Here is a 14,596-nt window from a genome sequence, read left to right on the forward strand (position 1 = left end):
TTTAGCAGGCACTGGAAAAAAGTGAAGAGAAGGTTGGGTGAAAATAGATGGCAGCAGGGCAAAGCAACGAGATCGTGACAGAAATGGCCCCGGATGTATTTTGTCTGGAGATACCAACCCCGTTTAATGTGGGGCCAGTCAATGTGTATGTGGTAAAAGGAGAGAAGCTGACGTTAGTGGATGTCGGTCCGCTAACAGAGGCTGCGTGGCAGGCACTTACGACAGGTTTAGCTTCCATCGGTTACAGCGTGGAAGACATTGAGCAGGTAGTTTTGACGCACCATCACGTGGATCATTGCGGCTTGCTGGAAAAAGTCAGACAAGTCTCTGGCGCAACGACACTTGCTCATCCACAGGCTGCTCCTTACGTAGAACAGGATGAAGACTTCATCGGTTTTCACGATCGCTTTTTTACAGACCTCTATAAAAAAGCAGGCGTTCCAGAAGAGAAGCTGATCATCATTGAAAAATTTCATCAACTCATGAAAACCTTCTCGGAGCCTAGTCAAATTGACGGTTTGCTAAAGCATGAACAGGTAGTCCCTCATTTGTCTGATTGGAAGGTACTGTATACGCCTGGTCACAGTCAAAGCCATCTTTCCTTGTATCGACAAAAAGACCGTGTCATGATCGGCGGGGACCACATTATAAAGCACATTTCCTCAAATGCCTTTATCGAGCCACCCCGGGATCGTTCAGGGGCCCGCCCGTTAACGCTGGTGCAATACCGAACTGCTTTGCAGATGTGTGCAGATCAGGAGATTGATCTCGTGCTGTCTGGTCATGGAGAGCCGGTCATCAATCATCGGGAGCTGGTACTCACACGCTTGCAAAAAAACTGGGAGCGGACGGATACGCTGCGCCGCATGCTAGCCGATGGTGAAAAATCAGCCTATGAGCTAACCGCATTGCTCTTTCCCACCCTGTATGAAAAAGAACTGCCGCTAACCCTCTCGGAAACGCTAGGTCACATCGATCTCTTGACCATTCTTCACCAGGTAGAGGTCCGTGAGCAGAATGGCATTCTGTATTACTACTTGTAGGGAAGTGAGATCAGCCGACCAGCCAGCAGAATAAGCCCTTTCTTCCCCGGAAACGATAAGGGGGACGAGACCGCCTTGGAGGTACCCAAACGGGGTTGCCGAAACACGCGGAAGGAGGGGCAACTATGCGCAATCGCTGGACGCTTTGTATGATGACACTGCTTTGTACTGCACTGGTTGGCTGCAATCAGATGGGAGTCAAGCAAAATGCAGGTTCTGCCTACGATCAAATACGCGATCGTTTTTCGCAGCAGCAGTCCTACGCATTTTATGGCCGCACGAAGCTATTGACGGCAAACAGCTCCAATGCCAACATGGTCAATTTTTCGGGTAGAAAAGATGGCGATGCCGTGTATATGAAGGTAAAGCTATCGGTTCCTGACGAGAAACGGATTGACACACTATCCCTCTTGCATCAGGGAGATAAGCTGTACGCCAAAGAAGGCGACAACCAGGATTGGAAAAACGTAGCAAAAAAAGATGTGGCCATGCAGCAGGAAATGAACAACTGGAGTCCGGTTTTTTCGTTCCAGCAAATGGATGATATGAAGAGAAATGTGCGGACTTTGCCAGATGAAAATCCGAATGATGAATTGGAAGCCATCCGGGTTACACTTGATTCAGCAAAGCTGAAGAGCTGGCTGGCTACGCAGATGAGAGAGCAGACAGCTTCCGGGGCTAGTATCCAATCTACACCTGACTTCAAGCATAAGCCCAAACTGAAGCTGGCAATGGCTCTTTCTGATGGAGCTTGGCAAAGAACGCATGCCAAACAGGCTGGACCTACAATCCAATCCAAAGCGAAACCGGATGTAAACGAAATTGTAGATCAAATGGATCTGGAAGCGGAATACACGATCTACTACAATAAAACTAGCATGCTCCCGACGAATTTGACGATGTCAATTCGCTCTGTGTATGATTTGAACAATCAGCGTGTTCACGAGCATTCGCAAGTGGAGACGTACCTGCAAAATTATGGACGTGTACAACCGCTGCCCACTCCTGCTGAAGCAACGACAGAAGGTTAACGAGAAAAGACGCTCACTTTCCTTTCATTCAGCGGAAAGCGGCGTCTTTTTCTCAGATAGGATATTTCTGCGGCTTAGCTAAACGGCATGGGCGTAGCCAGATTTCCTCCCGGGTTCATACGCTTGGCAATCTCCATGAGGACGGGATAATGATCAGATGGTCCCATAGGGGGCGCGGTTGCCTGGAAGAATTGCAGGTCATGCGAAAGGAAGATATGATCCAGCTCCTTGAGTGATTGCTTGCTTCTTAAGGTGCCGAGAACGACATGCTTCTCAAACAAGGGATCCTGGAGCAGGCTGCGCACCGAATCCAGCAAGGAATTGTCCGCATACATATTAAAATCACCGAGCAATACGCCAGTATCTCCAGATTTTTTTTGCAAATAAGTGTAGAGCGATTGGATTTGTTCGGGATGTTCAGACGCTTTTACGCCCAGATGCGTTGTGTATACATGCAGGGGTGTTCCGTACCAATCCAAGGTCACATCAAGCAGACTGCGCGGCTCCCATGTTGCTGGCAGCGGGGTAGAAGCTGCATGCAGGATCGGATATTTACTAAGTACAGCATTGCCGTACGTGCCGAAAAGAAAATTGATGGACGGGGCATAGGCATAATTCATGTGCAAGCTCGCTGCTATGGTGGCGACCTGATTGATAAAGGATGAGCGCGGAAGGGTATTGTCCACCTCCTGCAACGCGATGATATCTGCCGAAAGCGGGCGGAGGGCAGCCACAACCTTATTGGGGTCTGCGTGTCCCTGATCATCTCTGCAGCCGCGAATATTGTACGTAACAACTTGGAGTCGATCTACGTAATAACTTTGGACAGTTGGTGCAGAAGAGGTCAAGTTGTGAATGAGTGCCGTGCCTTGCAAAAAATGGAAGAGGATAAGAAACAATGTGAGCGGCAGCCAGATTTTGCGCAAGGACTCACCTCCGCTTCTATGAAAAGTCCTCGGTTGAGGTATTTTTATCATAGCGCCTCAATAGATAGGAGGAATACTGGAAAACTTTGTCGAACATACAACAGGACTATCTTTTTACGTCGAACAATCTGTACAATGGGAAAGATGCCTGACTGGCCTTGGTGTCTGGTCCGTTTTCTTAAAATCGGAACAGGAGGAAAAGAAAGGCAATGGATCAAACCAAATTACGTATTCTGTCTGCAGCCGCGAAGCTGTTTGACATACATGGCTACAAAGGAACGTCTGTTCGACATATTGCCGAGGAGGCTCAGGTAAACTCCGCATTAATTTCCTACCATTTTCATGGGAAACAGGGTGTGCTGGAAACCTTGATAGCCTCCTATTTCGAGACTTTATTTAGGCGCGTCGAAGAATTGGTAGAGGAGCAAAGGAATGCGTCTTCCTACCAACAGCTAGAACAAATGGTTCATCTCTATGTGAGCTTTCAAACAGAGCATGCGGCGATCACGAGGTTTATACAAAGAGAGCTGAGTGTCGAGTCTATGCTGGCTCGTGAAGTACTGACGCTGTATATTAGTCGTTGGAAGCATGGTCTTTCGCAGGTAATCGAGGGCGGAATTGCTTCTGGCGATTTTTTGTCCGTATCGGTTGATCGGGTTGTTTTGGCTCTTGGAAGCCTGATGAACTATCCATTTTTGCAACCGCAAATGGTTCGCCAAGTATATGATTTGGAACCATCCGATGAGGAGTTTGCTCGGTGGCTGGAAGCTTCGTCAATGCGTTATTTAGCGGCATGCTTGCTTCCGGTTGACACGCAGCTACGCCCTCCCATGAATTAATACGCTAAGGGGTTGTATAACAAGTGAAACGAAAACTATTCATGCTCTGTTTGGCAGGCATGTTGCTATATACGAATCCGGCCTATGCCACACCATTTCCCGATAAAACGGACCAAATCGTTCAGGACTCTGACAAATACCTGAAAAAGGAAGATATTACCAAATTCGAAGCCTCGCTGAAGGATAAGCCTGGAACCTACAAGGTAGTCGTTGTAGAGAGCACTTCTCCAGAAGCAGAGAACCCCGAGGATTACGCCAACAAGCTTTTTAACAACTATAATTTACCTGATGATGCACTCATGGTCGTTCTCAATATGGAGACGGAGACGCTCGGCGTATACGCTGGACCTAGCCTGAAAGAAAAAGGGGCTACCGAGGAGATGATCAAGGAAAAAATCACTTCCTACTTCGAGCCCTTCCGCAACCAAAAGCAATATTTGACCGGAATCGAAACGTTGATTTCGGAAATTCATGCGGAAATCAACCGTTTGGAGAGCAAATCAGGACAAGCAGCGGCTACTGACACGACGAATGCAGCAAAAGAAGAACCAAAGGAGGACGCATCGGCGCTCGGCGGCATTCCTTGGTGGATATACGTGATTGGAGCAGTATTTGCTGGACTATCGATCGGTTTGATTTATGCGATGATTCGCCGACGCTCCATTTTTGCCCAAGTAGATGACGTAGAGGATTGGAAGGAAGAGCTAGTAGAGAAGATCAATGTGATCGAAGTTGATAAGCCAATGCGTCGTTCTAGCGGTACAACGGAAGTGCGCTACCATCATTTGGCGGATCAAAAGGAAAACCTGCTGCGCAACCGTATTCCTGATGTTGAGATGATGATTTTGGACGCGGAGGAAGCGTGCGACCGTTTCCGTTTTTCTCTCGCTTTGGGGATGCTGGATGAAGCAAGAGAGACACTCACTCAGATTGAACAGGAACTAGGTGAGCTAAAGACAGATACCACCCAGGTGGCAGTGACGAAACAGGAAAACAAAGTCGTCATCCCTGAAATCGGCAAGCTGGTTGAGCAGATTGAACGGCGTTTGTCTGATTTGCGACTGGAGTACGGATTGTCTTTTCACGAGCTGAAAGCATCGCTTGATGAGGTAGAGACGATGCGCAGCATGATCAAAACATCCAGAGCTGCAGGCGATGACCTGCAAGCCTACAACACGACTCTGAAAGCACAGCAGCAGCTTGAGCAAATCAGCAGCACGATGGAGCAGATTCCAACCCTCGTCCATCGCGTGAAAAAAGCAATGCCAGAAGAGTTCAAGCAGCTGGAACAAGGAATTGATCAGGCAGTCCGTGACGGCTATCATTTCAATCCGGATACATTGGAAAATGCTCTATTGCAGGCGAAGCAGCTTCTTTCGGCTTCCAAAAGCGCATTGGAAGAAGGCAGTCTGGAAACGTTGGTTACTCATCAAAAGGCGTTTGAAGTATTGATTGACACCACATACCAAACGATAGAAGAAGGCCTCGTTGCAAAGCGTGAAATTGCAGCTACTGAGACGGCGCCTGCCAATGTGGAGGTAGCGAAGCCGATTCTAGAAGAGCCGATTGTGCTTAATGACCCGATCGAGCTTGCTCCGATGTTTGAAGAACCGAAGCAGCAGGAGGTCTCGGCAAAAGACGGAGCAGAAGTACCAGGCGATGTGATTTTGCCAGAGTGGGATACAGAGGCGGAACAGACCGTCGAACGGAAGAACTCTCGTGCAGATGAGAAAAAGTCACAGCCGGTTGAGGATGCAGCACAGGCGCATATGACCACTACGGAGCTGAGCGAGGCAGAAAGACTTGTCTTGCTCCAGGCAGTGCAGCAGTCAAAGAAAACGTCAGCTGCGCCATCAGAAAGCTCAAAACCACACAGTAAAGCAGTTGAACCACAGCCGGTGATAGAAAAACAGCCTGCGGAGGAAGAGGAATACGAGCTCGTTATCCCGAGGCCTGCTGCCAAGCAGGAAGAGTTTGTACCAGCAGTTGAGGAGCCTGAACTGCTTGTGATCGAGACAGAGGATGACGCCTTGGATGAGCTGGAGCGCATCTCCAATACACTTGTGCGCATCCGTCAGCAAATCAAGCGCAGCTATCTCCCGGGTATTCCTGACCAGCTGAAGTACATGTTTGAAGAAATTATTCAGACGCTTGCTCGCGTGCAGAGCATTATGGATGAATATCGCTATGATTTGGAGGAAGTGGCGATACTCATACAGGATGCGAATGATCTCGTGGAAGAGACCGAAAAAATGGCAGAGCGAATCATCGCCACATGTCAGCTGGCTGAGGGAGCCATTCAATACACCAACCGCTATCGCCGTCAAAATCGCCAAGTAAACGAGCTGCTGACAAAGGCAGAACAGTCCTTTAGACTGCTGGCTTTTGCGGAAGCATACCAGCTTGCTGAAGATGCTCGCCTCGTCGTAGAAGGAGCGCCAGTTGAAGAAGAGTCGGGCTGGCTATTGCGCCGCAAGAAAAAGGGGTGAATGAACGCCCATGTACTTTCCCGTCTTTTTAATCGTTATGGGGATTGTGCTTATGCTACAACCGCGTACCCAGCGCTGGAAAACACGCATGGACACCTTTTTCCAAGGGAATGAGAAGCGCGTGAAACAGCGTGCCAATACGTTTTTTATATTGGGCTTCGCGTTTATTTTGGCAGGGTTTGCCTATCTGTACAGATTTGTTGGTTAAAAGAAAAAACACCCGTGCGAGGAAGGACTTCACTACTGAAGCCTGCTTGTTGCAACGGGTGTTTTCTTTATCGCTAATTAAGGAGGAAGAGCAAAAAAAAGAAGCGCCGCTCACCAGGGCGACACTCCATCTAGGGAAGATAAAAGGGAGTAAAGGTGTCATGACCAGCACCTTACAACTAGGGGGGAGCAAGGTGCTGGTACACTCTTGTGGAAAAAGAGTACCTTACTTAGTAGTTTCCCCTATCGAAACATGTTTAAACCTAAAATCTTTTAAAAAATTCCTAATGATTCTTTAGCACTAGTTGTTCCAGCGACATGTCCCGATGAAAAGGCGATCGTAATGTTGTAGCCACCTGTGTGCGCATGGACATCCATTACTTCACCTGCAAAGTACAGACCTGCCTTGAGCTTGGAGCCCATCGTTTTCGGATCAATCTCTTTGACGCTGACACCACCACCAGTAATAAAGGCTTCCTGAAGTGAAAGTGTTCCCGTGATGGTGAGAGGAAAGGCCTTGATCGTTTTGGCAAGCAGCGACCATTCCTGCTTTTTCATATGGCTGAGCGTCGTTTCCTCCGAGATGGAAGACAATCCGAGCAAGAGTGGAATTATTCGCTCTGGAAGATAGCCCTTGAGTACATTTTTCACTGCTTTTTTCGGCTGGTCTTCTAGTAGGCTCCAGCTCTCCTTGGCAATTTCATCTGCAGCTTTGCCAGGCATCAAATCGATAGTAAGCGAGAGCGGGATGGCTCCATGCTTTCGCTGTGTGATAGAGACATAATGGCCCATTCGCAGAGAAGCAGGACCGGAAATCCCAAAATGGGTAAAGATCAGATCGCCTTCCTGTGTGTTAATCTTTTTCCCGTTTGGAGCGTACAGGGTCATTTCTACATCCCTGAGTGAGAGGCCTTGCAGAGATTTGTCCCTGATCCAGGCATCGCTTGCTGTCAGCGGAACTTCAGTGGGATACAGATCGGTAATCGTATGTCCCGCTGCCTTAGCCCAGGCGTAGCCATCGCCAGTAGAGCCCGTCTGTGGCACGGAGCAACCGCCGACAGCGATAATGACACATCGTGAGGTCAGCTTCTCACCAGACTGCAGACAAATGCCTGTCACCCGCTCTTCGTCGTAGAGCACCTCTTTTACAGCGCTATTTAACAGGATAGTAGCGCCTTGGCGTTTTAACAGATCAATCAGAGCCTGTGCCACCGTCACGGCTTTATCTGTGACCGGAAACATCCGTCCGCGGTCCTCTTCTTTCAAGGCAACACCGAGATCTTCGAAAAAGCGCATGATCTCACGGTTTCCGAATTGGGCTAACGCACTATACATGAAGCGGCCATTGCCAGGCATCTGCTTGATAAGCTCGTCTTGTTCCTTGGCATTGGTCACATTGCAGCGGCCGCCGCCAGAAATAATCAGCTTGCGTCCCAGCTTGGAGCCTTTTTCCACCAGACATACCCGGGCTCCATGACTGGAGGCAGCAATCGCGGACATGAGGCCAGAAGGACCGCCGCCAATAATGATGACATCGTAATCCGTTTGATTCATTCGTTCTCGTCCTTTTTTCTAAACGTGTAAGGGTAGGGCAACCCCCATTGTATCATATCACTTAGGATAGAATATCTCCTAGCGGCCGCTTTTCCATTACATAGCGGACAATGACTTCATCCCGCGTGATGCTGGTTACGACATAACCCTGTGCCAGGTAGTGGGTGAACAATTGGCCGGTAGCCTCACGCCAGCGCCGAGCAATCTCAAAGTCAGCACGCTTGACATCCTGGAAGTAAGCAGGGACAGGAAGCAGGAGTACAGTCTCGTCATGGGTGAGTGAAATATCGGTCAACTGCGGGATACCATCTATGAGTTCGTAGCGAACAACCTCAGGAGCGTTTTCCAAGTTCACGTTGACAGCTTGTCTCGTGCGATGGCGAGCTACGCGTCCACTGTCTACAAACCACTCTACGAGGAAGCGATCTGTCGGCAGCCCACGATTAAAATCGTCATTCAACTCACCGTAGCAGTCAGGCAAGAACGTACGAACGATTCCCCCGAGCTTGACGATATTGAGAACACCGTTGACCGTTTCTAACGGATCGTACGTCCAGGTAATTTTGGAAAAGCCCTGCGCTTTTGCCTCGTCCAGCTGCATCCACTTCATTTGTACGCCCAATCCACGCTTGCGATAGTCCGGTAAAAATCCAAGCATGTGCGAGCAAAGATGCGATTCACCATTCGTAAAGCCAGGGAAGCTATATAAAAACCCAATCAGCTGATCATCGTCAAAGGCCCCTAAAAACAGACCACCGAATTTGGACATGGTAAGTGTCATATGGTACGGAATAGCATCGTTTGGGTCCCAAATTTTACCTTCCAGTTCTTCTAACAACTCGATTTCTTTTCGTTCTGTTAATTTTCGGAGCGTAATGGCCATGTTCTCTACCTCCCTGTAGTTCGCTTGCTTATTTAGATTGTAATCAGATTCGGGATAAGAGAACACATTCCTGCTTTCAGGCTGTTGCATCCCTTTCTTTGTAAGTCGATAATAGAAGACGACAATAAACATCCGGATTGGATGGAGGAGGTTTGACCACGATGAACAGTCAGTTTCAGCGAGAAGTATGGAATCGATTGACGCAAGCACCGGGAGCAGCAGGTTTTGAAGGCCCGGTTCGAGATATCATGCGGGAATACATAAGCAATTATACGAGTGAAATCGTCTATGATAACCTGGGAAGCATCTTCGGTGTCATGCGCGGTGACGAGAGCGGTCCGAGAATCATGGTTGCGGGTCATATGGATGAAGTCGGCTTCATGGTATCGCGAATTTCGGACAAAGGCTTTATTTCGTTCCAGACGCTTGGCGGTTGGTGGGGGCAGGTTTTGCTTGCCCAACGTGTACAAATCGTGTCAGATAAAGGAATCATCGAAGGCGTAATCAGCTCGATTCCGCCTCATGTTCTCAGTGACGACCAACGGAATCGCCCGATGGATATTCGCAATATGTATATCGATATCGGCGTCGATACACGAGCAGAAGCAGAGCGACTAGGGGTGCGTCCAGGTCAGCAGATCGTCCCAGTATGTCCGCTTACGGAAATGGCCAATCCAGATCGGATCATGGCAAAAGCGTGGGATAATCGCTATGGATGCAGCCTAGCCGTAGAGCTGGCAAAAGAGCTGCATGAGCGTCCCGGACATCCAAATGTCGTATATGTGGGAGCGACTGTGCAAGAGGAACTAACTGGAGCGCGCGGAGCCAAGACAGCTGCTGCCATGATTGAGCCGGATTTGTTCCTGGCTTTGGATGCGAGTCCAGCCAGCGATATTCCGGGGGTCAGAGAAGAAGGAGGAAAATTGGGTGGCGGTCTGTTGATGCGTATTTACGACCCGGGATATGTAATGCCCGTTGGCCTGCGCGAACTCTTGATTTCCACGTGCGAGGAAGAGAAAATTCCATACCAATTCTACGTGGCAAAAGGAGGGACCGACGCAGGTGTCGTTCAATACCATGGCAAAGGCGTACCATCAGCGGTCATCGGCATCCCATCCCGTTATATTCACAGCCATGCTTCCATTATTGACCGAAAAGATTATGAGGCAGCGAAGCGACTGTTGTTCTCTGTAGTCCGCAAGCTGGACCGCGCTACATGGGAATCGATCCTGCCACGCTAATGAAACGGAGGTGGCGTATGTGAACGCAATCATTTTGTACACCAGGCAACAGGGGGATGCTACATCATTCGAGTTTAACGTCTTCGACAACCAATTCGCCACCGAAAATCTGGCTGTACGCAAGGTGCTGATGGCGATGCTACAGTCAGTTCGCCACACGCTGACTGAGCTTGTGATCGAATACAACGATAGTATGCTGGTGGAAAAAATCGGAGCCAAACGTGCGGGGGAGCTACTTCGTTTTCTTGGAGCAACCAAAGAGAACAGTCAGGAGAACCGCAGCAACGATGTCGTAGTCAGCCGCTCGTTTCGTGCAAAGCTTACTGACGAGCGCTACGATTATTTTTACAATCTTACAGATATCGCCCAGCTTTCTCATTATCGGCTAAAAGCGGGAGATGAGGACCGCATCGTATTTTATTTCACCCGCTATTTGCAATTAATTGCACCTGATCAAAAGTCACATGACGCATTTTTAAACGGACTTCAATCGTTTTCGCTTCCGTATAAATTGGTGCCGATCACGTAAGAAACCAACTCAAATGAATAAAAGCCATTTTGCTCTCGATTGAAAGCAGAATGGCTTTTTCTTTGCTTAGGTAGCTGGACGATTCGGTCCCTCTAATTTTTTGTCCCCGAAACCGGGAGCATCGTTCTGAACATTTTTAGGCTGATGGTTTCGTTTAGCCGCCTGCGGGTGATTACGTTGGTTGTTATCTTCCTGTTTTGTCATGGAGATCATCCTTTCTTTCGGTAGCTGTACGCAATTAGGTTGCCCCTTCTTTTTTGCCAGCTCGCACATTTGATTGGGTTTGGGAGGGGATCGTCTTTTTATGGCGGGCGATCGCGTAGAGGGCAAATAAGCCGAGAATCGCTGCCAAAAAAAGCGTGATGACGCCATAGGCAATCCATGGATAGTGACTGCCGACGCCGCCCAGCCTCTCTACCATCGCTCCCCCTACACTAGTGCCGAGGGCAGTACCAATTCCCGATACAAAGTTGGAGAAGCCAAAATAAGCCCCGAGCCATTCTTCCTTGGCAAAATGCGTCACCAGACTGTCTTGAACCGGCATGAACAGCATTTCACCCAAAATAAACAAAATAGCTGCACCGCTAAGCGTGATAAAATGCTCAGCCCAGCCCATTGCAGTTAGGCCTATACCGAGCAGTGTCGTGCCGATCGCAAGGGAAATGTAAGGGTTGATACGTTGCAATACAAAACGCGAGACAAAGCCTTGCAGGACGACGACGCTGATGGAGTTAATCGTCCAGATCAGCCCGATTAACGTAGCAGAACGGAGGACGTAATCTCCGCGAAGCGGCAAGATCAAAGCAAATTGGGCGTAGAGTGCCCAAATAAGCAAGGTGATGCCTGAAAACAGCAAGAAGCTGCGGTGGGTCAAAATGTTTTTGTACTCAGACAACGGTGTTCGCTGACAATCGGGTCCGACACAGCGATCATCGGGCAAACTAAACCAGGTGATGGCTGCCAGCAAGCCAAAGACGAGAGCGGCAATCAAAAACGGCTGTTGTCCCCAAGCGGTCAGCAACGAAATAACCAAGCCTGCCACAATGATCCCCGAGTGCGCAAGAATGCCTCGCCAGGAAAAAGCGGCTGTTCGCTGTGTCGATTCCACTTCGTCAGCAATCATCGCTTTGATAGTTGGTGCGAGCAGGCCAAGCCCCAGACCGTTTACGGATGAAAACAACAGGAACAGACCGAATGAATGACTGAAATGATAGCCAAGCATGGCACTGCCTTGAAGCGTGGAGCCGAGTACAATGATGGCACGTCTGCCTAGTCGATCAGAAAGCGGACCGCCGAGTAGACTTCCGATTTGATAAGCAATACTGCCAGCTCCGAGCACAAAGCCTACTTGAGAGAGGTGGAGGGCACGGACCTTTTGCAAAAATACAGGGAAGACAGGAATGACCAGATACGAGGCCAGATGCATGAAAAAAACAATCATCAACAAGAGCATATACGGTTTGTTTCGCCAGAGGGAATGAGCGTGAGCTTCCATAACCGACTCCTTCCAAAAACGTACTGAGATCGAGCGTTTCCTAAAGTAGTATGAGGTGAAGGGGATAGGCTCTATGCAGAAAATGCAAATGAACAAAAAAATCCCTTCAACCAAAATGAATCAGCTGAAGGGATGAGGCTTTTCATTTTTTCATTTTACTTAAACAGGTTAATCGTAGTAATAATGATTGGCATTGCGAACACATCAATCAAAAAGGCTCCTACGATCGGAACAACCAGATATGCTTTACGAGATGGTCCAAAACGCTCTGTTACCGCAGCCATGTTCGCCATCGCATTTGGGGTTGCACCGAGACCGTGTCCGGTAAAGCCGGCTACCATCACCGCAGCGTCGTAGTTTTTGCCAAGCAAACGGAACAAAACGAAAGCACCAAACAACACGATAAAGATCACTTGGACGAAGACGATAACGAGCATAGGCAGCGCCAGGTCTGCTACTTCCCATAGCTTGATGCTCATGAGCGCCATGGACAGGAAGATTCCAAGCGTCACGTCACTGATCAGGTTAATACTCTTCATATCGATCGCATTAGGATTGACTTTATCAACGATATTGCGGGCGATCACTGCGACAAACATGGCTCCAACATAGCCTGGAAGGACAAAGCCTGTTGCGTCAGAGAAGAGACCTCCCAGATAGGTGCCGAGTGCCATACAGAAAGTGATGAGGAGGACTTGGGTGAAGAATGTATTGCTTGTAATCGGTTGCACATTTTCCTCGACGTTCTGTACGACTTCTTCTGTTTCTGTGGGCTTCAAATCGTATTTGGAAATCAAATATTTCACAGTCGGTCCGCCAACCAAGCCACCTGCTACAAGACCAAAGGTTGCTGCCGCGATTCCAACAGAGAGTGCTGACTGAATTCCCATATCTTCAAGTGTTTGTCCAAAGGCACCTGCTGCTCCGTGTCCACCTTCCATGGAAACCGCACCTGCCATCATTCCAATCAACGGGTGGATATTGAACAGGGAGGCCATGGAGACACCAATCACGTTTTGAGCCAAAGCCAAAAATCCACAGGCGATCCAGTAAATAACGAGGAGCTTACCCCCCAGCTTAATCAGCTTGAAGCTAGCTCCAAGGCCGACCGTAGTGAAGAAGGTGAGCATGAATAAGCTTTGCAGCGACGTATCCAGTGTAATTTCCATAAGACCTGTAGACTTCAGGATCGTAGCGACGATAGCAAACAATAGACCTCCAACGACTGGTGCTGGGATACAAAACTTTTGCAGAAAGCTTGCTTTTCGTACAAGCACAGTTCCCAAAACTAACAAGGCAACGGCAAGAAAGATGGTAGTAACTTGATTAAGTGCTAGTGTCATCGCTGTATCCTCCTAAAAATCCCATGATGGCTTCGTTCGTCAAGTAAGCACCTAACTTTACGGTTCTTCCGTTTTCGTCTAAAGCTGGATTAACTTCACAGATGTCAAAAGAAAGCGTTTTCTTATGAGCGGCAACGGTGCGGATTAGGCTTCGAACTGTCATCGGGCTTAATCCAAAAAGGGATGGAGCACTGACTCCAGGTGCAAACGCCGCATTCAACACGTCCGTACAAAGCGTCAGCATGACGTAATCATGTTTTTCCATGAATTCGTTCAATTCAGAAGTGAGTTCAGCCATCCGAGCGTCATTCATGTCTTCTTCGTACACATAACGGGCACCGAGCTCGTCCGCTTTATCAAACAGCTCTTGGGTGTTGCCAAAACGCTGAATGCCAAGTACAAAATAGTGGCTGCTCTCATCTTGTTCTAGTATTTGCCTGAACATCGTGCCTGATGAAGGTTGATTTTCATAGGAACGCAAATCGAAGTGAGCGTCAATATTAATAATGCCGAGTGTCGCGTCTTTTCCGATATGCTTGCGAACCCCTAAATAATGTCCGTACAGAGTCTCATGTCCGCCGCCTAATATAATCGGAGTCAACGAATTTGCGAAGAGGGTAGATATGGCTTGTCCCAATTCTTCTTGGGCTTCTTCGAGTGCCTCATCAAGGCAGCGTACATTTCCTACATCGAGCAACCGTTTTTCCGCTGCCAGCTTCCAGGGAAGGCTTGCAAGCGCTTGCCGAATTGCGTTTGGAGCTTTGGCTGCACCTAATCTGCCTTGATTTCGCCGGACACCTTCTTCGCACTCAAACCCGATGATGGCACAGGCAGGGGAGAGTATTGTTTCTACGTTTTCCAAGTCCATGACTTCTACGATTTGATGATAGCGAAAGCTGCTTCTTCTTTCTGTATGATCAGTCCGGCCGGTCCATATATCAGCTGATACATTTGTAGGCATTCTTTTTCACCCTTTCTAAAATTTTTAAAGTAGGATTTGTTTTCTGATTATATAA

General features: G+C 48.5%; 14 protein-coding genes. 6 read left to right on the plus strand and 8 right to left on the minus strand.

Features of this window, described 5'->3' with window-relative positions:
• The first annotated feature begins 47 nt into the window (after window positions 1–47).
• Window positions 48–1,043 (plus strand): MBL fold metallo-hydrolase, encoded by a 996-nt coding sequence (locus tag C3B52_RS26590; protein WP_103109394.1) that lies wholly within the window; start codon window positions 48–50, stop codon window positions 1,041–1,043.
• Between the two features lie 125 nt (window positions 1,044–1,168).
• Entirely contained in the window at window positions 1,169–2,074 is a 906-nt protein-coding gene (locus C3B52_RS26595) for a hypothetical protein (RefSeq protein ID WP_103109395.1), read from the plus strand.
• 74 nt (window positions 2,075–2,148) lie between these two features.
• Here the strand turns inward: C3B52_RS26595 and C3B52_RS26600 are convergent, their stop codons facing one another.
• Entirely contained in the window at window positions 2,149–3,000 is an 852-nt protein-coding gene (locus C3B52_RS26600; protein WP_164684943.1) for an endonuclease/exonuclease/phosphatase family protein, read from the minus strand.
• A gap of 209 nt (window positions 3,001–3,209) precedes the next feature.
• On the opposite strand from C3B52_RS26600, the gene refZ reads away from it, so the two are divergent.
• Together refZ and C3B52_RS26610 are read left to right on the plus strand one after the other, a co-directional pair.
• Window positions 3,210–3,839, plus strand: coding sequence for a forespore capture DNA-binding protein RefZ (gene refZ / locus C3B52_RS26605; RefSeq protein WP_103109397.1), 630 nt, complete (start codon window positions 3,210–3,212; stop codon window positions 3,837–3,839).
• Window positions 3,840–3,862: 23 nt separating this feature from the next.
• A complete protein-coding gene (locus C3B52_RS26610; protein ID WP_103109398.1) occupies window positions 3,863–6,328 on the plus strand; it encodes a septation ring formation regulator EzrA in 2,466 nt (821 codons plus the stop codon).
• Window positions 6,329–6,383: 55 nt separating this feature from the next.
• Here the strand turns inward: C3B52_RS26610 and C3B52_RS38110 are convergent, their stop codons facing one another.
• The 3 genes from C3B52_RS38110 to C3B52_RS26625 form a co-directional block, all read right to left on the minus strand.
• Window positions 6,384–6,707: a hypothetical protein gene (locus tag C3B52_RS38110; protein ID WP_201264946.1), complete on the minus strand. Its 324-nt coding sequence runs from the start codon at window positions 6,705–6,707 to the stop codon at window positions 6,384–6,386.
• A 101-nt stretch (window positions 6,708–6,808) separates the two neighbouring features.
• Window positions 6,809–8,089, minus strand: coding sequence for an NAD(P)/FAD-dependent oxidoreductase (locus C3B52_RS26620; RefSeq protein ID WP_103109400.1), 1,281 nt, complete (start codon window positions 8,087–8,089; stop codon window positions 6,809–6,811).
• A 61-nt stretch (window positions 8,090–8,150) separates the two neighbouring features.
• Window positions 8,151–8,972 carry a GNAT family N-acetyltransferase gene (locus tag C3B52_RS26625; RefSeq protein ID WP_103109401.1) on the minus strand — a complete coding sequence of 274 codons (822 nt, stop codon included), beginning with the start codon at window positions 8,970–8,972 and terminating at the stop codon, window positions 8,151–8,153.
• Window positions 8,973–9,133: 161 nt separating this feature from the next.
• Between C3B52_RS26625 and C3B52_RS26630 the strand changes: the two genes are divergently transcribed.
• Window positions 9,134–10,213: a M42 family metallopeptidase gene (locus tag C3B52_RS26630; RefSeq protein WP_103109402.1), complete on the plus strand. Its 1,080-nt coding sequence runs from the start codon at window positions 9,134–9,136 to the stop codon at window positions 10,211–10,213.
• A gap of 19 nt (window positions 10,214–10,232) precedes the next feature.
• On the plus strand, window positions 10,233–10,742 hold the full coding sequence (locus C3B52_RS26635) for a hypothetical protein (RefSeq protein ID WP_103109403.1): 510 nt from the start codon (window positions 10,233–10,235) through the stop codon (window positions 10,740–10,742).
• Between the two features lie 66 nt (window positions 10,743–10,808).
• On the opposite strand, the gene C3B52_RS36805 is transcribed toward C3B52_RS26635, so the two are convergent.
• The 4 genes from C3B52_RS36805 to hutG all read right to left on the minus strand — a co-directional run bounded on the left by C3B52_RS36805 (window position 10,809) and on the right by hutG (window position 14,541).
• Window positions 10,809–10,946, minus strand: a complete 138-nt coding sequence (locus C3B52_RS36805) for a hypothetical protein (protein ID WP_164684944.1) — start codon at window positions 10,944–10,946, stop codon at window positions 10,809–10,811.
• Window positions 10,947–10,980: 34 nt separating this feature from the next.
• Window positions 10,981–12,237 (minus strand): MFS transporter, encoded by a 1,257-nt coding sequence (locus C3B52_RS26640; protein WP_103109404.1) that lies wholly within the window; start codon window positions 12,235–12,237, stop codon window positions 10,981–10,983.
• A gap of 155 nt (window positions 12,238–12,392) precedes the next feature.
• Complete coding sequence (gene gltS / locus C3B52_RS26645; RefSeq protein ID WP_103109405.1) at window positions 12,393–13,580, minus strand: sodium/glutamate symporter; 1,188 nt, start codon at window positions 13,578–13,580, stop codon at window positions 12,393–12,395.
• Complete coding sequence (gene hutG / locus C3B52_RS26650) at window positions 13,564–14,541, minus strand: formimidoylglutamase (RefSeq protein WP_103109406.1); 978 nt, start codon at window positions 14,539–14,541, stop codon at window positions 13,564–13,566. The genes gltS and hutG overlap by 17 nt, the downstream gene beginning before the upstream one ends.
• Between the last annotated feature and the right edge of the window lie 55 nt (window positions 14,542–14,596).

The sequence above is a fragment of the Brevibacillus reuszeri genome, from assembly GCF_002897295.1.
GTDB lineage: Bacteria > Bacillota > Bacilli > Brevibacillales > Brevibacillaceae > Brevibacillus > Brevibacillus reuszeri_A.

What these genes read in the sequence shown, in the direction of transcription:
- C3B52_RS26590 (WP_103109394.1), top strand. Translation starts at nt 48, where the DNA reads ATGGCAGCAGGGCAAAGCAACGAGATCGTGACAGAAATGGCCCCGGAT.
- C3B52_RS26595 (WP_103109395.1), top strand. Translation starts at nt 1,169, where the DNA reads ATGCGCAATCGCTGGACGCTTTGTATGATGACACTGCTTTGTACTGCA.
- refZ (WP_103109397.1), top strand. Translation starts at nt 3,210, where the DNA reads ATGGATCAAACCAAATTACGTATTCTGTCTGCAGCCGCGAAGCTGTTT.
- C3B52_RS26620 (WP_103109400.1), bottom strand. Translation starts at nt 8,089, where the DNA reads ATGAATCAAACGGATTACGATGTCATCATTATTGGCGGCGGTCCTTCT.
- C3B52_RS26625 (WP_103109401.1), bottom strand. Translation starts at nt 8,972, where the DNA reads ATGGCCATTACGCTCCGAAAATTAACAGAACGAAAAGAAATCGAGTTG.
- C3B52_RS26630 (WP_103109402.1), top strand. Translation starts at nt 9,134, where the DNA reads ATGAACAGTCAGTTTCAGCGAGAAGTATGGAATCGATTGACGCAAGCA.
- C3B52_RS36805 (WP_164684944.1), bottom strand. Translation starts at nt 10,946, where the DNA reads ATGACAAAACAGGAAGATAACAACCAACGTAATCACCCGCAGGCGGCT.
- C3B52_RS26640 (WP_103109404.1), bottom strand. Translation starts at nt 12,237, where the DNA reads ATGGAAGCTCACGCTCATTCCCTCTGGCGAAACAAACCGTATATGCTC.
- gltS (WP_103109405.1), bottom strand. Translation starts at nt 13,580, where the DNA reads ATGACACTAGCACTTAATCAAGTTACTACCATCTTTCTTGCCGTTGCC.
- hutG (WP_103109406.1), bottom strand. Translation starts at nt 14,541, where the DNA reads ATGCCTACAAATGTATCAGCTGATATATGGACCGGCCGGACTGATCAT.